16 protein-coding genes are annotated in these 15,560 nt (G+C 43.2%); 14 read left to right on the top strand and 2 right to left on the bottom strand.

Annotated elements, in window-relative coordinates; translation table 11 throughout:
* Positions 1-128: 128 nt before the first annotated feature.
* From ACUZ8J_RS07860 to ACUZ8J_RS07895, 8 genes are all read left to right on the top strand, one after another.
* A complete protein-coding gene (locus tag ACUZ8J_RS07860; RefSeq protein ID WP_446693523.1) occupies positions 129-2,771 on the top strand; it encodes a TonB-dependent receptor plug domain-containing protein in 2,643 nt (880 codons plus the stop codon).
* A 236-nt stretch (positions 2,772-3,007) separates the two neighbouring features.
* Entirely contained in the window at positions 3,008-3,976 is a 969-nt protein-coding gene (locus ACUZ8J_RS07865) for a class I SAM-dependent methyltransferase (protein WP_446693524.1), read from the top strand.
* 464 nt (positions 3,977-4,440) lie between these two features.
* On the top strand, positions 4,441-5,223 hold the full coding sequence (locus tag ACUZ8J_RS07870; protein ID WP_037417266.1) for a DUF3450 domain-containing protein: 783 nt from the start codon (positions 4,441-4,443) through the stop codon (positions 5,221-5,223).
* Positions 5,223-6,578: a MotA/TolQ/ExbB proton channel family protein gene (locus ACUZ8J_RS07875; RefSeq protein ID WP_037428132.1), complete on the top strand. Its 1,356-nt coding sequence runs from the start codon at positions 5,223-5,225 to the stop codon at positions 6,576-6,578. Before ACUZ8J_RS07870 ends, ACUZ8J_RS07875 begins: the two co-directional genes overlap by 1 nt.
* Complete coding sequence (locus ACUZ8J_RS07880; protein ID WP_080612365.1) at positions 6,578-7,105, top strand: MotA/TolQ/ExbB proton channel family protein; 528 nt, start codon at positions 6,578-6,580, stop codon at positions 7,103-7,105. Before ACUZ8J_RS07875 ends, ACUZ8J_RS07880 begins: the two co-directional genes overlap by 1 nt.
* Positions 7,106-7,118: 13 nt before the next feature.
* Entirely contained in the window at positions 7,119-7,523 is a 405-nt protein-coding gene (locus ACUZ8J_RS07885) for an ExbD/TolR family protein (RefSeq protein WP_011623215.1), read from the top strand.
* Position 7,524: 1 nt separating this feature from the next.
* Entirely contained in the window at positions 7,525-8,148 is a 624-nt protein-coding gene (locus tag ACUZ8J_RS07890) for an energy transducer TonB (protein WP_023265313.1), read from the top strand.
* 2 nt (positions 8,149-8,150) lie between these two features.
* Positions 8,151-9,398 carry a tetratricopeptide repeat protein gene (locus ACUZ8J_RS07895; protein ID WP_023265314.1) on the top strand — a complete coding sequence of 416 codons (1,248 nt, stop codon included), beginning with the start codon at positions 8,151-8,153 and terminating at the stop codon, positions 9,396-9,398.
* A gap of 51 nt (positions 9,399-9,449) precedes the next feature.
* On the opposite strand, the gene ACUZ8J_RS07900 is transcribed toward ACUZ8J_RS07895, so the two are convergent.
* Complete coding sequence (locus tag ACUZ8J_RS07900) at positions 9,450-9,959, bottom strand: diguanylate cyclase domain-containing protein (protein ID WP_023265315.1); 510 nt, start codon at positions 9,957-9,959, stop codon at positions 9,450-9,452.
* Positions 9,960-10,039: 80 nt separating this feature from the next.
* Here ACUZ8J_RS07900 and ACUZ8J_RS07905 point away from each other — a divergent pair, with 80 nt between their 5' ends.
* The 5 genes from ACUZ8J_RS07905 to ACUZ8J_RS07925 all read left to right on the top strand — a co-directional run bounded on the left by ACUZ8J_RS07905 (position 10,040) and on the right by ACUZ8J_RS07925 (position 13,649).
* Complete coding sequence (locus tag ACUZ8J_RS07905) at positions 10,040-11,869, top strand: DUF885 domain-containing protein (protein ID WP_446693525.1); 1,830 nt, start codon at positions 10,040-10,042, stop codon at positions 11,867-11,869.
* Positions 11,870-12,048: 179 nt separating this feature from the next.
* Complete coding sequence (locus ACUZ8J_RS07910) at positions 12,049-12,327, top strand: peptidylprolyl isomerase (protein ID WP_446693526.1); 279 nt, start codon at positions 12,049-12,051, stop codon at positions 12,325-12,327.
* Positions 12,328-12,401: 74 nt separating this feature from the next.
* The gene (locus tag ACUZ8J_RS07915) at positions 12,402-12,938 is read left to right on the top strand and encodes a GNAT family N-acetyltransferase (protein WP_446693527.1); all 537 of its coding nucleotides are present in this window, start codon (positions 12,402-12,404) and stop codon (positions 12,936-12,938) included.
* 71 nt (positions 12,939-13,009) lie between these two features.
* Positions 13,010-13,240, top strand: coding sequence for an RNA-binding S4 domain-containing protein (locus tag ACUZ8J_RS07920; protein ID WP_023265319.1), 231 nt, complete (start codon positions 13,010-13,012; stop codon positions 13,238-13,240).
* A 22-nt stretch (positions 13,241-13,262) separates the two neighbouring features.
* Complete coding sequence (locus tag ACUZ8J_RS07925) at positions 13,263-13,649, top strand: ribonuclease E inhibitor RraB (RefSeq protein WP_011717512.1); 387 nt, start codon at positions 13,263-13,265, stop codon at positions 13,647-13,649.
* Between the two features lie 52 nt (positions 13,650-13,701).
* Here the strand turns inward: ACUZ8J_RS07925 and ACUZ8J_RS07930 are convergent, their stop codons facing one another.
* Complete coding sequence (locus ACUZ8J_RS07930; protein WP_109285815.1) at positions 13,702-14,610, bottom strand: LysR substrate-binding domain-containing protein; 909 nt, start codon at positions 14,608-14,610, stop codon at positions 13,702-13,704.
* 141 nt (positions 14,611-14,751) lie between these two features.
* On the opposite strand from ACUZ8J_RS07930, the gene ACUZ8J_RS07935 reads away from it, so the two are divergent.
* Positions 14,752-15,522: a TSUP family transporter gene (locus ACUZ8J_RS07935; protein ID WP_023267800.1), complete on the top strand. Its 771-nt coding sequence runs from the start codon at positions 14,752-14,754 to the stop codon at positions 15,520-15,522.
* The last annotated feature ends 38 nt before the right edge of the window (positions 15,523-15,560 follow it).

Raw genomic sequence — 15,560 nt, forward strand, 5'->3', positions numbered from 1 at the left:
AAAGGTTTTATATGTGATTTTATTGTTTCCATTGAGTACTCCGTTGTTTTGCGAGGTACTCCTGTTTGAAACTGCTTATTAAATAAGCGGATTATAATAAAGACATAATATGTCCAGGGAGATAGACAATGCATAAGAATAACTTTTTAGCCAAGTCTGTGCGTTTCGCATTGATTGGTGGTGTGGCTGCAACTGCGCTAAACGTGCCATTAGTAATGGCTGCTGATGAAGCTAGCGCCGAGAAAGTAGAACGTATTGAGGTAACTGGTTCACGTATTAAACGTAGTGATTTAGAAGGTGCATCACCTGTAACAACCATTTCATCAGAAGATATGAAAATGGAAGGAAACCTTACTGTTGCAGATGCCTTACGTAACAGCAACTTAAACACTTTCGGTTCTTTTTCCGAAAGGTCTGGTAGTTCTGCTCAGTCACAAGCAACCATTGATTTACGTGGTGCGGGCTCTGATCGAACGCTTGTGTTGATCGATGGTAAACGTTTCCCAGGATCACCAACATTAGGCGGAGGTTCTGCGAACCTTAACGCTATTCCAATGGCAGCAGTGGAACGTATTGAGATCCTAACTGACGGCGCTTCTTCAACCTATGGTTCAGATGCCATTGCTGGTGTTGTTAACATCATTATGAAGAAGAACTATCAAGGCATAGAATTTAATGTTGGAAGTGGTTCGCGTGAAGCAGATGGTGGCCAGACTAGCAAAGAATTTTCTGTTGTTGCTGGTTATCAGATGGATAAAGGTAATATAACGTTCGCTTTTGACCATCAAGACCGCAAAGGTATTTCGGATGGTGACCGTCCTTATACTGCTGCAAGTATGACTGATAATAATGGCGACGGAATAATTCAAGCTTATACAGATACAATAGGTTGGAGTATCTATGGCGCAACTGTTGCGTCACCAGATTTTTCTGAAGCTCAAGCATCACCATTGTGTGATGATCTAGCCGCTCAATATGGATCAGATGTATTTAAGAAAGTTGCTGCAGATGATGATTGGGGGCCAGGTTCAACCTACTGTATGTATGCGTTTGCAAACGTTTCATATAATAAAGCATCAATAGACCGTAATACTGTATACGTTGATGCAAATTATGAGATTTCTGAAAACGTTGAATGGTTTGGCCGTACAATGTTCACCCAAAACAATTCATTTGGTCGCTATGCGCCACCTGCAGCAGCATGGAATAAAATGTCTGCAGATAATCCTAATAATCCATATGGTGAGGAAACAACTGGTTATTGGCGTTGGGTTGGGATTGGAACTCGCGATGGTAATGTTGATGACTATAATCAAGATTACTTAACTGGATTGAGAGGGACAATAAGTGCTTTAAATGATGCTCAGTGGGAGTTTTACTACCACTACAATAAAGCTGATAATAAGTCAATTGGTGAGTACTATTTAAGTTATGCAGGTCTTGCTTACAATATCGCAAATGGTATCGATCTTGGTTCTGAGGAAGGCATTGCTAATATGAAGGCAACGACTTTGACTCAAAGTCGTGCCGAATTTCATCAATATAATGGCGGTATAGGATTTGATGCTTTTGAACTTCCTGGTGGGGCTGTTGCGCATTATTTTGGGATGGAATACTTTACTCAAGATTTTTCTGAGGTTTATGATGCTCAATCACAAGCAGGGTTAATTGGTGGTAGTGCTGGTAACTCTTCTAGTGGGGAAAGAGAAGTATTTGCTGCATTTTACGAAGCTGCATTACCCGTTATCGATAGTGTAGAAGTTAACTTAGCAGCTAGATACGATAAGTATAGTGACTTCGGTAGTAATATTTCTCCTAAAGTTTCTGCAAGATGGCAAGCGTTAGACAATGTGGTTGTCAGGGCTTCTTATTCTGAAGCTTTCCGTGCTCCACGATTAGATCAGCTTAATGCAGTAGATACTTTTAGTGCTGAAAGCGGAAAAGATTACCCTTTCTGCGTATCAAATCCGAATAGTAGTGGGACTTGTCCAACTAAGCAATTTGATACTTACATTTCATCAAATAAGGATTTAGATGCAGAAACGTCTAAATATATTAACTTTGGTGTAGCTTGGGATGTTATCGAACAGTTATCAATTAAGGTTGATTACTTTAACCTAGATATCGATAACGCTATTGCTCAAAGAAGTGTCACAAACGTGATGCGTGGTATTGCAAACGGGCAACTAACCCCAGATGATACTTTTTATGTTGAGCGAGCTCCAACATCCGACGGTACTTTAGGGAAAACGCTTAAAGTTGGTACAGGTTATGCCAATGGTGATAAATTAAAAATTGAAGGTATTGATGTTGTATTAAATGGGAACATTGAGACCGAAATTGGTGACTTTTCTGTAAATTGGAATAACTCGTTTGTTTTAGATTATACGTCTGAGCAGATTGGTGGTGCGAATGCTACTAATACAGCCGGTTGGGAAGGTCAACCAGATTATAAGAGCGTCTTCACTACAACTTATAAAATTGCGGACCATACCTTTGCATGGAATATGAATTACACAGCAAGTACATATGCTAAAGATAAAGCTATTGATCCCGCTGGTCTTATTCTCGTGCCAGAGGGTCATCTGGACTCATGGTTGATTCATAATATTAGTTATACATATGACGCCGGAAACTTTGGTGCTGTTACGTTAATGGTTAATAACCTAACAGATGAAGACCCAATATTGAATGAAGGCGTTTATGAGAATGCTGATCTGTATAACAACTACGGACGTGAGTACCGTGCTTCTTATACAATCAAATTCTAATGCATAGTTAATAAACTTCTTGCAGTTAAAAGGCCAGTTATATACTGGCCTTTTTATTAATTTATTGGCCAAATTTTGAAGTCTAAATTTTTTAAGCTTGGTCGTACTTGAAGAACCAGCCTTTAATTACATCTTGAAAGAAAGTTGAGCATTCAGTCTGATTACTCAAACAGTTGAAAATAGTTATTTAAGATGTAGGCTGTTCAGTAGTTTGGTTTGAATAGTGGGATATATGAATGAGTGAACACTGGAGTGAGTATTGGAAATCTGGACACTTAACTTCATTCGGTAATGAATTTAGTGAGAATTATACAGGCCACTTACGCAGTATCTGGGAGCGCATCTTTAACCGTTTGCCTGATAATTTTAGATTACTAGATATCGCGACAGGGAATGGCGCATTACCCCTTTTAGCACAGGATCATTTCAAAAAATCTGATGTTAAAGGAGCGATTAAAGGCATTGATTTTGCTAACATAAATTCTCAACCGTTGATCGAGCATCATCTTAATAATAATATTAGCATTGAGCTCATCGGGAATGTTAGAGCAGAGAGTTTACCTTTTTCAGATAGTGAATTTGATATGGTAATTTCTCAATTTGGTATCGAATATTCAGACATAGAGAAGTCTTTTTATGAAGTGAACCGAGTGCTGGTTAAAGGTGGAGTGTTTGAGTCAATTATCCACAATAAGGGTTCTTCCATTATCAGGAGTAATAGTAGGTTACTTGATTTCTTGCGGCTTAAACAGATTGATATCATCACTCAATTATTGAGACAACTTGCTCAGGATATGGGAACATTGCGTGGCCCAGACGATTTAAAGCGGGTGAAGTCTTGTCCTAAATGCGAACAGAGTCGAATGGACATTAATCGGCATTTGTCCGAGGTTGCCACAATCGATGAGATGGCATTACATGAAACTGAGCTTCTTAGTTATGTGAACAATTTTTTCAAGAATGGACTTTTTTGGCCTGTAGATAAAAAGCTTGAGTATCTTGATTTTGTTAATACGCAACTCGAAGTGTACAAAAACCGACTAAGTGAGCTCGTTGCTGCGGCTATGGATTCAGAGAAAATAAATACTCTTAAACAATATCTTATAACGCTAAAAGTAGAAGGGCTTGCGGTAGAAGAAGTGCATAATGAGAAGAATGAAGTCATTGCATGGCACATGCGATATTCGACATTTAAAAATGCTTAAGCACAGAAAATGCAAGTTTATCTATCAATAGGTTCATTTCAAGTCATAGCTTGTTAATGAGTGATACCCAAGTAAATGTTTAAATTCCGTTAACGACCAATTTTGGTTTCATTTCTTAAAAAGCATTATTTTTTAGTGGGTTAGATACTGCTTTTCAGTAGGGTTGGGAATTTAGAGCATACGCATAAAGATTATGTTGCTTAAAAAAACACCTTTCGTAAAAAAATTCATAACTAAGACTTCTTTACACTCGTTTTTACATGTTCTGAATGTTGACACAGGTCAACATTTTGTGAAATGATGCCAGCGGGTCTATGCCTGTAAGGGCATAGGAAAGGGAAGAAAAAACTAAGAATCACAAGAGAAAGATGAGCTTACGGTAAGCATTTCCTAAAGTAAGTCTTGCTTAAAGTGATGTTGCTGGTAAGTTAACTTTTTTATTCACTTCAAATTGGTTGGGAACTATGTCCAAGGTAAGCAATAGAACAAAAATCGCTACTGCACTTGTTGGCGTGCTGGCATTAGCGAGCAGCAACTTAGTAGTTGCAGATCCTCTTACCGACGTGCAGAAAGCGGATAGTATGATCCATGCTGATGCTGCTGCGTCGCAAAAGAACGTTGATAAGTATTTCGATCAAGCACAAGACATGCTTTTTGAGTATGGTTCAGTTGCTGATGAGCGTGAGTCACTGAAGTCCTATAACGATTACGTTGCCAGCTTGGTTGCTGATCAACAAAAAACAATGGACGCAGTTCAAAATGACATTAATGGCGTAGATAAACTGCGTCAGGGCGTTGTGCCTTTAATGTTTAAAATGGTTGAGTCTTTAGAACAATTCGTTCAATTAGACTTGCCATTCAACTCTGAAGTCCGTGCTAACCGTGTTAAAGAGTTAAAAACACTGCTAAACACAGCAGAAGTGACTTTAGCTGAAAAATACCGTTTGATCCTAGATGCGTACAGCATCGAGCGTGAGTATGGTAGTGCTGTTGCAGTTAACCAAGGTAAGTTGACCTTAGATGGTAAAGAAGTATTAGTAGACTTCTTTAACTTGGGTCGTGTTGCTCTGTATGCACAAAGCTTAGATCAAAAGACTGGCTGGATGTACAACCCAGAAACTAAGGGTTGGGATAAGTTAGATGACAGCTATCTGCGTGAACTGACTAAAGGTATCCGCATTGCCCGTAAACAAGGCGCTCTAGATCTATTCGCATTACCAATTCCTGCTGCGGAGACTGCACAATAATGAAGAAGTTAATTACTACAGCTGTATTAGCTGCAAGTTTTTCTTTAACTGCTGGTATGGCTAGCGCTGCTGATGCACCTAAGACCATCGACCAATTATTGCAGCAAGTTAAAGTTGATCGCGCTGCTGAAGGCAAAGTTAACAGCAAGCGTGAGCAAGAGTTCCAAGCTGAGCGTGGCGATAAAGCGGCATTATTGAAGCGTGAAAAAGACGCTTTAGCGGCTGAAAAACAACGCGGTAAAGATTTAAACCAAGCCTTCTTAGATAATGAGCGCAAAATCGCCCAGTTAGAAGAAGATCTGAAAACTGCTCAAGGTGACTTGGGTGAGATGTTCGGTGTGGTTAAAGGTGAAGCGGGTGATTTCGCTGGTAAATTAGCGAGTTCAAACGTCAGTGCTCAATTTCCTAATCGTGACAAATTTGTTGCTGATTTAGGTGCGCGTAAGCAATTACCAAAAATTGAAGAATTAGAGCAATTCTGGCAAGAACAGTTATTCGAAATGGTGCAATCTGGTAAGGTTGTTAAATTTAATGCGTCTGTTACTGCGATTGATGGTAGTGTAAAAAATACCACTATTCACCGTATTGGTACTTATAACCTAACGGCTGATGGCAAATATGTTGTTTACAATCCTGAATTAGGTTTAGTTCAAGAGTTATCACAACAGCCAGAAGGTTATCAAGTCAGTGCTGTTGGTAAATGGGAACAAACTACTTCAGGTACTGCACCATTCTACATTGACCCCGCTCGTGGTGTTTTGTTAAATATCTTTACAAACAAAGCGAGTATGGAAGATCGTTTAGAGTCTGGTGGCACAATTGGTTATATCATTCTGGTATTACTTGCACTTGGCTTATTAATTGCTGCAGAGCGTTTTATTGTTCTGGCTGCTATTGGTGCAAAAGTTAAAAATCAAGCGAAGAATGTTGATAAACCAGGTAATAACGCTCTTGGCCGTATCTTGAAGGTTTACCATGAAAACAAAGACGTTGATGTTGAAACGTTGGAGTTGAAATTGGATGAAGCCATTCTGAAAGAAACCCCAGCATTAGAAGCGCGTATTCCAATTCTAAAAGTGATTGCTGCTATCGGTCCTATGTTAGGTCTGCTAGGTACAGTAACCGGTATGATTGCAACTTTCCAAAGTATTCAATTGTTCGGTACTGGCGATCCAAAACTGATGGCTGGCGGTATCTCAATGGCGCTGGTAACGACGGTTCAAGGTCTGGTTGCGGCTCTACCTCTGATGTTATTGCATGCACTTTTAGTTGCACGTAGTAAATCAATCACCCAAATTTTGGAAGAACAAAGTGCGGGTATCATCGCAGCACATGCTGAGAAGAGGGCTAACTAATGATGATTCACCTGATGGACATATGGGATTCCGTCAGGGGCTTCATGGCCTCCGGAGGCAACGTCCTCTGGTTAGTTGCGTTTGTGCTGTTCTTAATGTGGGTATTGATGCTTGAACGTTACTGGTATCTAAATTGGATATCACCAAAGCAACATAAAGCAATCATAGCTGCATGGGATGCTAGAGAGGAAACTACCTCTTGGTATGCACACCGTATCCGTGAAGCTTGGCTGTCCCAAGCGAAGCAAGATTTGAATGCACGTATGCTGATGATTAAAACCTTAGTAGCGATTTGTCCTATGATAGGTTTATTAGGTACCGTTACCGGTATGATTTCAGTGTTCGATGTGATGGCAGTTCAGGGGACGAGTAATGCTCGTTTAATGGCGGCTGGTATTTCAATGGCAACCATGCCCACTATGGCGGGAATGGTTGCCGCATTATCGGGAGTATTCTTCAGTACTCGCCTTGATGTGAAAATGAAAATCAGCTTAGAAAAGCTAAAAGACAGCATGCCGCACCACTAGAGAGAGATTGAACATGGCACGTAAAAAGCATTCCAGTGTAGACGAGGAAGCGCAAATTGATATGACACCGATGCTCGACATCGTGTTCATCATGCTGATCTTCTTCATTGTAACAACGTCATTCGTGAAACCATCTGGTTTGGACTACAATAAACCAAAAGCTTCACAAGCGACTTCTAAGCCTTCGGCGAACATCTTTATCGGCGTCAGCAAAACTGGCGTGATTATGATGGAAAACCGTCAGGTTGATATCGAGCGTGTAACTGCAAACGTTGAGCGTATGCTAGCTGAAGCGCCTGAAGCAGCAGTGCTGATCCAGGCCGACAAAGATACGCAACACGGCTTAGTTGTTAAAGTTCTAGACCAAGTCAAAGCGGCTGGTATAGATAAGATTTCGGTATCTGCGGGGAACGATTAATATGCTAAGAGCACTAGTATCAATCATTATTGGTGCTGCTGTGACTTTTGGTCTGTTCGCTTTTATGGCGTTCTTGGTCGGTGGTGGGGCGCAACGCGCTGAAACATCGGCCGAGACCCCTGTAATTGAAATCACCATGGATAGACAGGATGCAAAAGCACAGAATAAACCAAGGGTAGTGCCTAAGCCGCCACCACCACCAGAGCAACCACAAAAGCCTGATACTACGCCACCAGACACTTCATCAAATATTGATACGTCTATGTCGTTCAATATGGGTGGTGTTGAAGCTGGTGGTCATAGTGCCGGTGGTTTCAAATTGGGTAATATGATGACGCGTGACGGCGATGCAACACCAATCGTCCGTATTGAGCCTCAATATCCAATTGCTGCGGCACGTGACGGTAAAGAAGGTTGGGTGCAGTTACGCTTTACCATTAACGAGTTGGGTGGTGTTGATGATGTTGAAATTATCAATGCTGAACCTAAACGTTTGTTTGATAAAGAAGCAATTCGTGCACTGAAAAAGTGGAAATATAAGCCAAAGATTGTTGATGGCAAGCCACTTAAACAACCTGGCATGACTGTGCAATTAGACTTCACTTTAGATAAAGGAGGCAAATAACAATGCGTAATGCAAATAAAATCGCAGTTGCGTTATTGCTGTCTCTTTGTGGTGGTGCATTATCGGTTTCATCAGCTGTTGCAGCTGAGAAATGTGAAGTAGATAAGCGTCAATCTAAAGCGGTAGGCGAAAGTGCTGCTAAAAAGGTTCAGAAATCCTTTGAAGCTTATACAAATGGTCAGCTTGATGAAGCAATCGCTATTTTGTTAGAAGCAAACCCAAAGAATGATTTCGATAAAGCGTATGTTGCGCGTATGCTCGGTAACTTCTATGCCGAAAAGGGCAAGATGGATACTGCGATCAAGTACCTGAAACAAGCCGTTGAAGCGGATATTTTAGGTGGAACAGATCACGCGGCGACACTGCGCCTCTATGCCGACTTATTGTTACAAGAGAAGAAGTTTAAGGAAGCGATTCCTTATTATTACAAGTGGATGGACTTTACTTGTAAGGCTGATTCTCAAATGTATCGTCGTATCGGTATTGCTTACACAGAACTGAAACAGTGGGACAAAGTGATTGAAGTGGCTGATAAAGGTCTTTCTCTCGCCGAAGCTCCTGATAAAGGTCTGTATCAGATGAAACTGACGTCTTACTTCAACCAGAAGAAGTATAAAAAAGCCGTTGGTGTGTTAGAAGTCATGGTGCCGTTATTCCCGGATGATGGCAGATTATGGGTTCAGTTAGCACAGTTTTATCTGATGGTAGAAGACTATGATAAGTCGCTCGCGACTTATGATTTGGCTTACCGTAATGGTTTCTTGGATACAGGAGCTAACATCACTCGTTTAGCTCAGCTAATGGCACAGAAAGGTGCGCCATACCAAGCTGCTAAAGTATTTGAGAAGAACATGAAGTCAGGTCTAATCACTCAGGATGCTAAATCCTATGAGATTCTGGCTGGTTTCTACCAAAACGCGAAAGAGTTCAAAGAAGCTGCTGAGTTTTATGGAAAAGCGGCTGCTATCAATAACGATGGCAAGCTGTACCTGAAACAAGGCCGTTTACTGAGCTTGAATGAAAAATACTCTGAAGCGATTCCAGTGCTTGAGAAAGCCATCTCTTTAGGTATCGAACATCCAGGTGAAGCAAACTTCGAATTGGCATTAGCCCATTTAAGTTTGAAACAGTACAAGTCAGCTTATAACCGCGCTGTATTAGCCGCGAAGGATAAGAAGACTGAGAAGAGTGCAAACAGCTATATCGCTTATATCAAAGAAAAAGCGCGTATGCACAACGTCGAACTGTAACTCACTGTATTCGCAATGCAGATCTAAAAAGCCCCGTAAGGGGCTTTTTCTTTATTGAAGTTTTATCAGTGCTTGCGATTGATTTTGATCGCGCTCTAGCTCCAATGACAACCTGGAGACATGATTAAATAATGATTCTATTTTTTGTTCTTGGCTCGGTAAGCAGATGCAGGCTGCGAGTTTATAATCAATCTTCAGCTTATGATTTTTTCCAAATTCTTGGTTAAACTCTTGAATATGTTTCGCTATCCTTTTTAAAACGACTTCCGTACCTTCCTCATCAATATTGAAAAGTCCTAACGCAAAATGGTTGTGATCTAACCTTGCAATCAAATCTGTCGCCCGTAGCAGTGCTTCTTGTACCTGTTTAGTAAAGAATTCGAGTAAATGGGGTTGTTTGACGGTTTCATGAATGTGAGGGCACAGATACAATAACGCCAAGCTTTGTTGCTCGCGTATGTGCCTGTGCCACTCTCGGTTGAATACTTCCATGAAATAGGTTTGGTTATAGACCCCTGTTTCAGGATCCCTAAAACCTGAGTTACGAAATGAGTAGATCATAGATGAATCCCGTAAGCAGACTTTGAACTAAGTATAGGAAGAGTTTGGCTATCACGGACCCAAAAGGAGAAATATATAAGATGAAATTAAGTTTATTAGCGGGAACGATAGCGTTAGTGTTTGCTTTACAAGGCTGCTCAAAGCCGGAAACAACGACAGCAGTACAGGAAGGTACGACCCAAGCCGCTCCGGCGCAAAGTGAAGCTCAAACCGCTGAGTCTAAATACGCTGCCTTAGTCGATGCCTATTTTAAAGATTACTTAAAGTTAGAACCGATTTACGCCACTTTTGTCGGTGTTAATGATTACAACGCGCAGTTTGGTGGAGACTTAACCGAGGAATATCTTAAGGCGCGTCATGATCTTAATACCCGTTATTTAGCGCAAGTGAGGGCGATTGACCTTGAGCAATTGCCAGCCGATTTACAACTCAGCTATGCGCTGTTTGTGTATGACCGCGAAATGGCCTTAGTAGACGAAACTTTCCCATCACGCTTTATGCCGATCAGCCAGTTCTACAGCACAGTGATCACTATGGTGCAACTGGGTAGCGGTGAGAGTGCACAGCCGTTTAACACAGTACAGGATTATCGCAACTGGGAGCAGCGTGTTAACGGCTTTATTGATTGGATCCAATTGGCCGAGAATCGCATGAATGAAGGTATTGCCAGTAAAGTGGTGTTACCGCGCGTGTTAGTTGAGCGGATTATTCCACAGCTTGATGCCATGCTTACTACGGATGCCAGCCAAAGCATTTTCTATTCACCGATTAATCACTTCCCAGAAGGGTTTTCGGATCAAGATAAAGCGGAGCTAACGGCAAGTTATCAGGCGATGATTAATGAGCGTTTAGTGCCTGCATTAACGGGGCTGCGCGATTACTTCAAGCAGACTTACTTACCTAAGTCCCGCGCGACGGATGGTTGGTCTGGTCTACCAAATGGTAAAGCTTGGTATCAGCATTTAGCCAATTCTCATACCACCACAACCATGCCAGTGGATGAAATTCACCAAATTGGTCTCAATGAGGTCGCACGCATTCTTTCTGAGATGGACAAAGTGCGTGAGCAAGTTGGTTTTAAAGGTGACTTAAAAGCCTTTTTTGCCTCTTTATCGTCTGAGCCACAATACTTCTATGGCGATCGCCAAGGCTTAATCGATGGTTATATGGTGCTGAAAGATAAGATTAACCAAGTATTGCCACAGTATTTTAATGTAATGCCAAAGGCCGACTATGTGGTTAAACCGGTTGAAAGCTTTAGAGAGCAATCTGCTGCGGGCGCGTCCTATGAATCACCAGCTGTGGATGGGAGCCGTCCTGGGGTGTTTTATATCAACACTTATAACCTGAAAGCGCAGCCGAAATGGGGCATGACGACGTTATCATTACATGAGGCTGCGCCTGGTCACCATTTCCAAATCGCCATTAAGCAAGAGCTAACAGGCGTTCCTGAGTTCCAACGTTTCAGTGGCTATACCGCCTTCGAAGAGGGCTGGGCGCTGTATGCTGAATACTTAGGCATCGAAATGGGGCTATTTAGCGACCCTTATCAGTACTTTGGTAAGCTTTCAGACGAAATGCTGCGTGCAATGCGTTTGGTGGTGGATACGGGATTACATGCCAAAGGCTGGAGCCGCGAACAAGCGATTCAATATATGAAGGATAATTCGCCCATGGCCGAGTCGGATATTATTGCTGAGGTTGAACGTTACATGGCGATTCCGGGTCAAGCACTCTCCTACAAAGTGGGCCAGCTAAAAATCCTCGCCCTGCGTGAGCGTGCTGAAAAAGCCCTAGGTGATAAGTTTGACCTTAAGGCTTTCCATGATCAAATCCTCACCTCTGGCTCATTACCTATGGCGGTGATGGAGCAGAAGATCGACCGTTGGATTGCTGCGACTAAGGCTTAACACAGAGTCGATTATGCTGCGCCGTTATCGATAACAAAATTAATGACGGCGCGGTTTAAGACTTTTTAATTAAACAGAATGTTTTTATACTCAACATTCACATCCCGTTTTCAGTCATAAAAACGGGAACCATATGATATTTGGGGCAAATGTCTCAGGATTATTCAGGGAGTTTTATCATGGTTCAGGCTACAGCAAGACATTTGTTAGTGAGCAGCGAAGAGCAGTGCCAAGCACTTAAACAACAGGTCCTCGACGGTGCCGATTTTGCGCAAATCGCCCGCGCCCATTCTTCATGTCCATCGGGTGCACAAGGTGGTGAATTAGGTTCATTCGGCCCAGGCATGATGGTGCGTGAGTTTGATGAAGTGGTATTTAGTGCACCATTAAACGTGGTTCAAGGTCCAGTTAAAACCCAGTTTGGTTATCACTTACTCGAAGTCACCAGCCGCGGTTAATCGTCTTCTTGCCGAGACAATGGCAGCGTTTGGCTGCCATTTTTTTTAGTTCGTCCATCCATTGGGGAGCCGCTATGCTTGAACTCTATACCGACAGACTAAGACTTCGCAGTTTACAAGAGCAGGATTGGCCACATTTCTTGGCATTACATCAAGATCCTGACATCAATCGTTACGTGCGTATTCCTGAAGCTCCCGAAGTGATCAGACAAAAGTTTGAGCAGCGCTCAGCCACCTGGGACTATGCCTCTGGCGATTGGCTCACGCTGGTAATTGAAACCCTTGATTGCGCTGAGTTTATCGGTTTAACCGGGCTTCATTGCCATAGTGTGGAGGAGCAACGTGCCGAGGTCGGTTATTTGCTGGCGCACGCAGGGCAAGGTAAAGGCTATGCCACTGAGAGTTTACAGGCGGTTGTCGATTGGGCTTGTTTAAGTCTGTCAGTCCATAAATTGGTTGGGCATTGCGCCAAAGATAATATCGGCTCAGCCCGGGTAATGGAGAAATGTGGCTTTCAACTCGAAGGCGTGTTTCGGCAGCATTTTAAGATAGGCGATGAGTGGCTAGATGAATCCGCCTATGGGCTGCTCGCCGATGAAAGGCAAAGATAAGTTAAATTATCTGCATCCCATGGGACATGCTGCTATAATGCCGCAGGTTTATTTTTTTGAGGCGTGTTTAAGTGGCGCAAATTAATCAGTTAGCTTTGTATCCTGGCGAAGATTTTATTGAATTGTACAAAGTATTAAAAGTACAAGGCATGTCGAATGCCGGTGGCGAAGCAAAGCATGTTATTGATGAAGGTTTGGTTACCGTCAATGGCGAAGTGGAAACACGCAAACGTAAAAAAGTTGTTGCGGGTGACATCGTCAGCTTTAATGGTCAATCGGTTCAAATCATTGCGGCTGAATAAGCCAGATACTGTGGAGTAGGATATGCAATTTCCAGACGACGATAATGGCAAAATGCTGGCTGCGATGGCCGAAGCCGGAATTGACCTCACTAAAGCCCTAGATGTTGATTTCTTTTTAGTTTTCGATGATCAGCGTGATGCTGAATCTGCACTCGAAGAGTTAGCCAACTCCGATTTAGAAGGCGAAGTTGAGCTGAACCTTAACGATGAACTTGGCAAGTGGGAAATCATCGTATGCATCAACATGGTGCCGGACTACGATGACTTGGTTGAGCAAGAAACCATTCTCAATGATTTTGCGGCTGAGTTTGGCGGCATGACCGATGGATGGGGCGTGATGCAACATCAAGAAGGTGATGATGAGTTTATGGATGACGACCATGTTCACGATGAACATTGCCATCACTAAGCCTATTGCCGGATAAGCATTAAAAACCACCGCTCAGGTGGTTTTTTGCTATCTAAGCTTTGTCGATATCTGACGATTGCCGATATGGGGCAAATAACTCGAGCATCCAATCGATAAAGGCTTGCACCTTTAGCGGTAAGCTAGGGGATTTTGGGGTGAGCAAGTAATAAGCGTATGGGCTGGTAAAAGGCGCTTGAAACGGGATCACTAAGCTGCCATTGGCCAATTGATCTTCGATAAAAAAACGTGGGATCAGTGCTGCGCCCATGCCACTGGCTGCGGCTTGACTCAACATATAAAAATGCTCGACGCCAAAGGTTTGTGCCTGCGTGAGTACCAGTCCCACTTTATCCGCCCAATACTCCCATAGCTCTGGCCGTGTGGTGTGTTTCAGCAGGGTGACCTGATTGATGTCTTCGATGCTTTTGAGCTTAGGCGCGAGTGACGGTGCGCACACTAAGCACAAGTCTTCATCCATCAGCTTGATGTAATTTACCCCTCTGGGGAGCTGAGTGCTGCTGCGAATGGCGATGTCGTAACGGCCTTGGCTGAAATCGACGGCGAAGTCACCAATCGAGAGATCCACATACAAATGCGGATGCCGAGATTTAAATTGCTCCATCCGGGGGATTAACCAGTTGATGGTTAAACTGGGTAACACATTGATCGCTAAAGTTTGTGGCCGCGAGCCTTGACTACGTAAATCGGCGGTGGCACTGGACAAGGTTTGCAGAGCCGCTTGCACATGGGGCAAGTAGCGCTTGGCTTCGTCCGTGAGTGCGACTTTTTTATGCAGGCGCACGAAGAGGGCAAAACCTAAGAATTCCTCTAGTACACGGATTTGTTTACTGATGGCGCCGTGGGTGACATGCAGTTCTTTGCTGGCAAGAGTCATGCTTTGCAAGCGGGCGGCAGACTCGAAAGCCCGTAATGCATTGAGGGGCGGCAAGGAAGTAAACATAGGCGTATCCGAATCGAGTAAATGATAAGGGTATTTAGTGTGAGCTTTGCTCACGCTAGCGCGACAATAACTCCTTTGCGTTTATAAGGCAAACGCAGTGTAATGCGAAGCCTTAGCTCCTATTACTCAATAATAACAATCATGGAATTTGAATTGACTCTACAAATTGCGGCATTACTCTTTGGCGTGGCTATGGTGGCGGGGTTTATCGACTCTATCGCTGGCGGCGGGGGATTGCTGACTATCCCTGCGTTAATGTGGGCGGGTTTACCGCCGGCGGTAGCGCTCGGGACCAACAAATTACAGGCCTGCGGTGGCAGCTTCTTTGCGAGTTTGTACTTTGTGCGTAAGGGATTGGTCGATTTGAAGGCCGTTAAACTGTCCCTTATCTGTGCCTTTGCGGGCGCAGCCTTAGGCACTATTCTGGTGCAGTTGGTCGATGCCAAAGTGCTGGAGTTAGTCTTACCCTTTTTAATCCTCGCGATTGGTTGTTATTTCTTGTTTTCGAAAAAGATTTCGGAAGATGACCGCCACCAAGTATTAACGCCTACCGCCTTTGCCTTTACCGCCGCGCTCGGTGTGGGTTTGTATGATGGCTTTTTTGGTCCTGGCACAGGGAGTTTCTTCGCGCTGGCCTTTGTGACCTTGGCCGGTTTTGGTCTAGCAAAGGCGACGGCACACGCCAAGGTGTTAAACTTCTCGACCAATATCGCTTCGCTTATCTTCTTTACCTTAGGTGGCAAAGTGATTTGGGTGCTTGGTTTAGTGATGCTTGCCGGGCAGGCAATCGGCGCCACCTTAGGTTCGCGCTTAGTCGTGACCAAGGGCACTAAGATCATTAAGCCTTTAGTGGTGACTATGTCCTTAGCCATGAGTGTGAAGCTGCTAGCCAGCCAATATCACCTGTTTTGATATAGCCTGAATCGTATTTAACTCTCCCTGATAAGGCC

It is taken from the genome of Shewanella sp. Koi 1, assembly GCF_052907445.1.

What these genes read in the sequence shown, in the direction of transcription:
- ACUZ8J_RS07900 (WP_023265315.1), bottom strand. Translation starts at nt 9,959, where the DNA reads ATGATCTACTCATTTCGTAACTCAGGTTTTAGGGATCCTGAAACAGGG.
- ACUZ8J_RS07880 (WP_080612365.1), top strand. Translation starts at nt 6,578, where the DNA reads ATGATGATTCACCTGATGGACATATGGGATTCCGTCAGGGGCTTCATG.
- ACUZ8J_RS07890 (WP_023265313.1), top strand. Translation starts at nt 7,525, where the DNA reads ATGCTAAGAGCACTAGTATCAATCATTATTGGTGCTGCTGTGACTTTT.
- ACUZ8J_RS07935 (WP_023267800.1), top strand. Translation starts at nt 14,752, where the DNA reads ATGGAATTTGAATTGACTCTACAAATTGCGGCATTACTCTTTGGCGTG.
- ACUZ8J_RS07895 (WP_023265314.1), top strand. Translation starts at nt 8,151, where the DNA reads ATGCGTAATGCAAATAAAATCGCAGTTGCGTTATTGCTGTCTCTTTGT.
- ACUZ8J_RS07870 (WP_037417266.1), top strand. Translation starts at nt 4,441, where the DNA reads ATGTCCAAGGTAAGCAATAGAACAAAAATCGCTACTGCACTTGTTGGC.
- ACUZ8J_RS07910 (WP_446693526.1), top strand. Translation starts at nt 12,049, where the DNA reads ATGGTTCAGGCTACAGCAAGACATTTGTTAGTGAGCAGCGAAGAGCAG.
- ACUZ8J_RS07925 (WP_011717512.1), top strand. Translation starts at nt 13,263, where the DNA reads ATGCAATTTCCAGACGACGATAATGGCAAAATGCTGGCTGCGATGGCC.
- ACUZ8J_RS07915 (WP_446693527.1), top strand. Translation starts at nt 12,402, where the DNA reads ATGCTTGAACTCTATACCGACAGACTAAGACTTCGCAGTTTACAAGAG.
- ACUZ8J_RS07875 (WP_037428132.1), top strand. Translation starts at nt 5,223, where the DNA reads ATGAAGAAGTTAATTACTACAGCTGTATTAGCTGCAAGTTTTTCTTTA.
- ACUZ8J_RS07885 (WP_011623215.1), top strand. Translation starts at nt 7,119, where the DNA reads ATGGCACGTAAAAAGCATTCCAGTGTAGACGAGGAAGCGCAAATTGAT.
- ACUZ8J_RS07865 (WP_446693524.1), top strand. Translation starts at nt 3,008, where the DNA reads ATGAGTGAACACTGGAGTGAGTATTGGAAATCTGGACACTTAACTTCA.
- ACUZ8J_RS07930 (WP_109285815.1), bottom strand. Translation starts at nt 14,610, where the DNA reads ATGTTTACTTCCTTGCCGCCCCTCAATGCATTACGGGCTTTCGAGTCT.
- ACUZ8J_RS07860 (WP_446693523.1), top strand. Translation starts at nt 129, where the DNA reads ATGCATAAGAATAACTTTTTAGCCAAGTCTGTGCGTTTCGCATTGATT.
- ACUZ8J_RS07905 (WP_446693525.1), top strand. Translation starts at nt 10,040, where the DNA reads ATGAAATTAAGTTTATTAGCGGGAACGATAGCGTTAGTGTTTGCTTTA.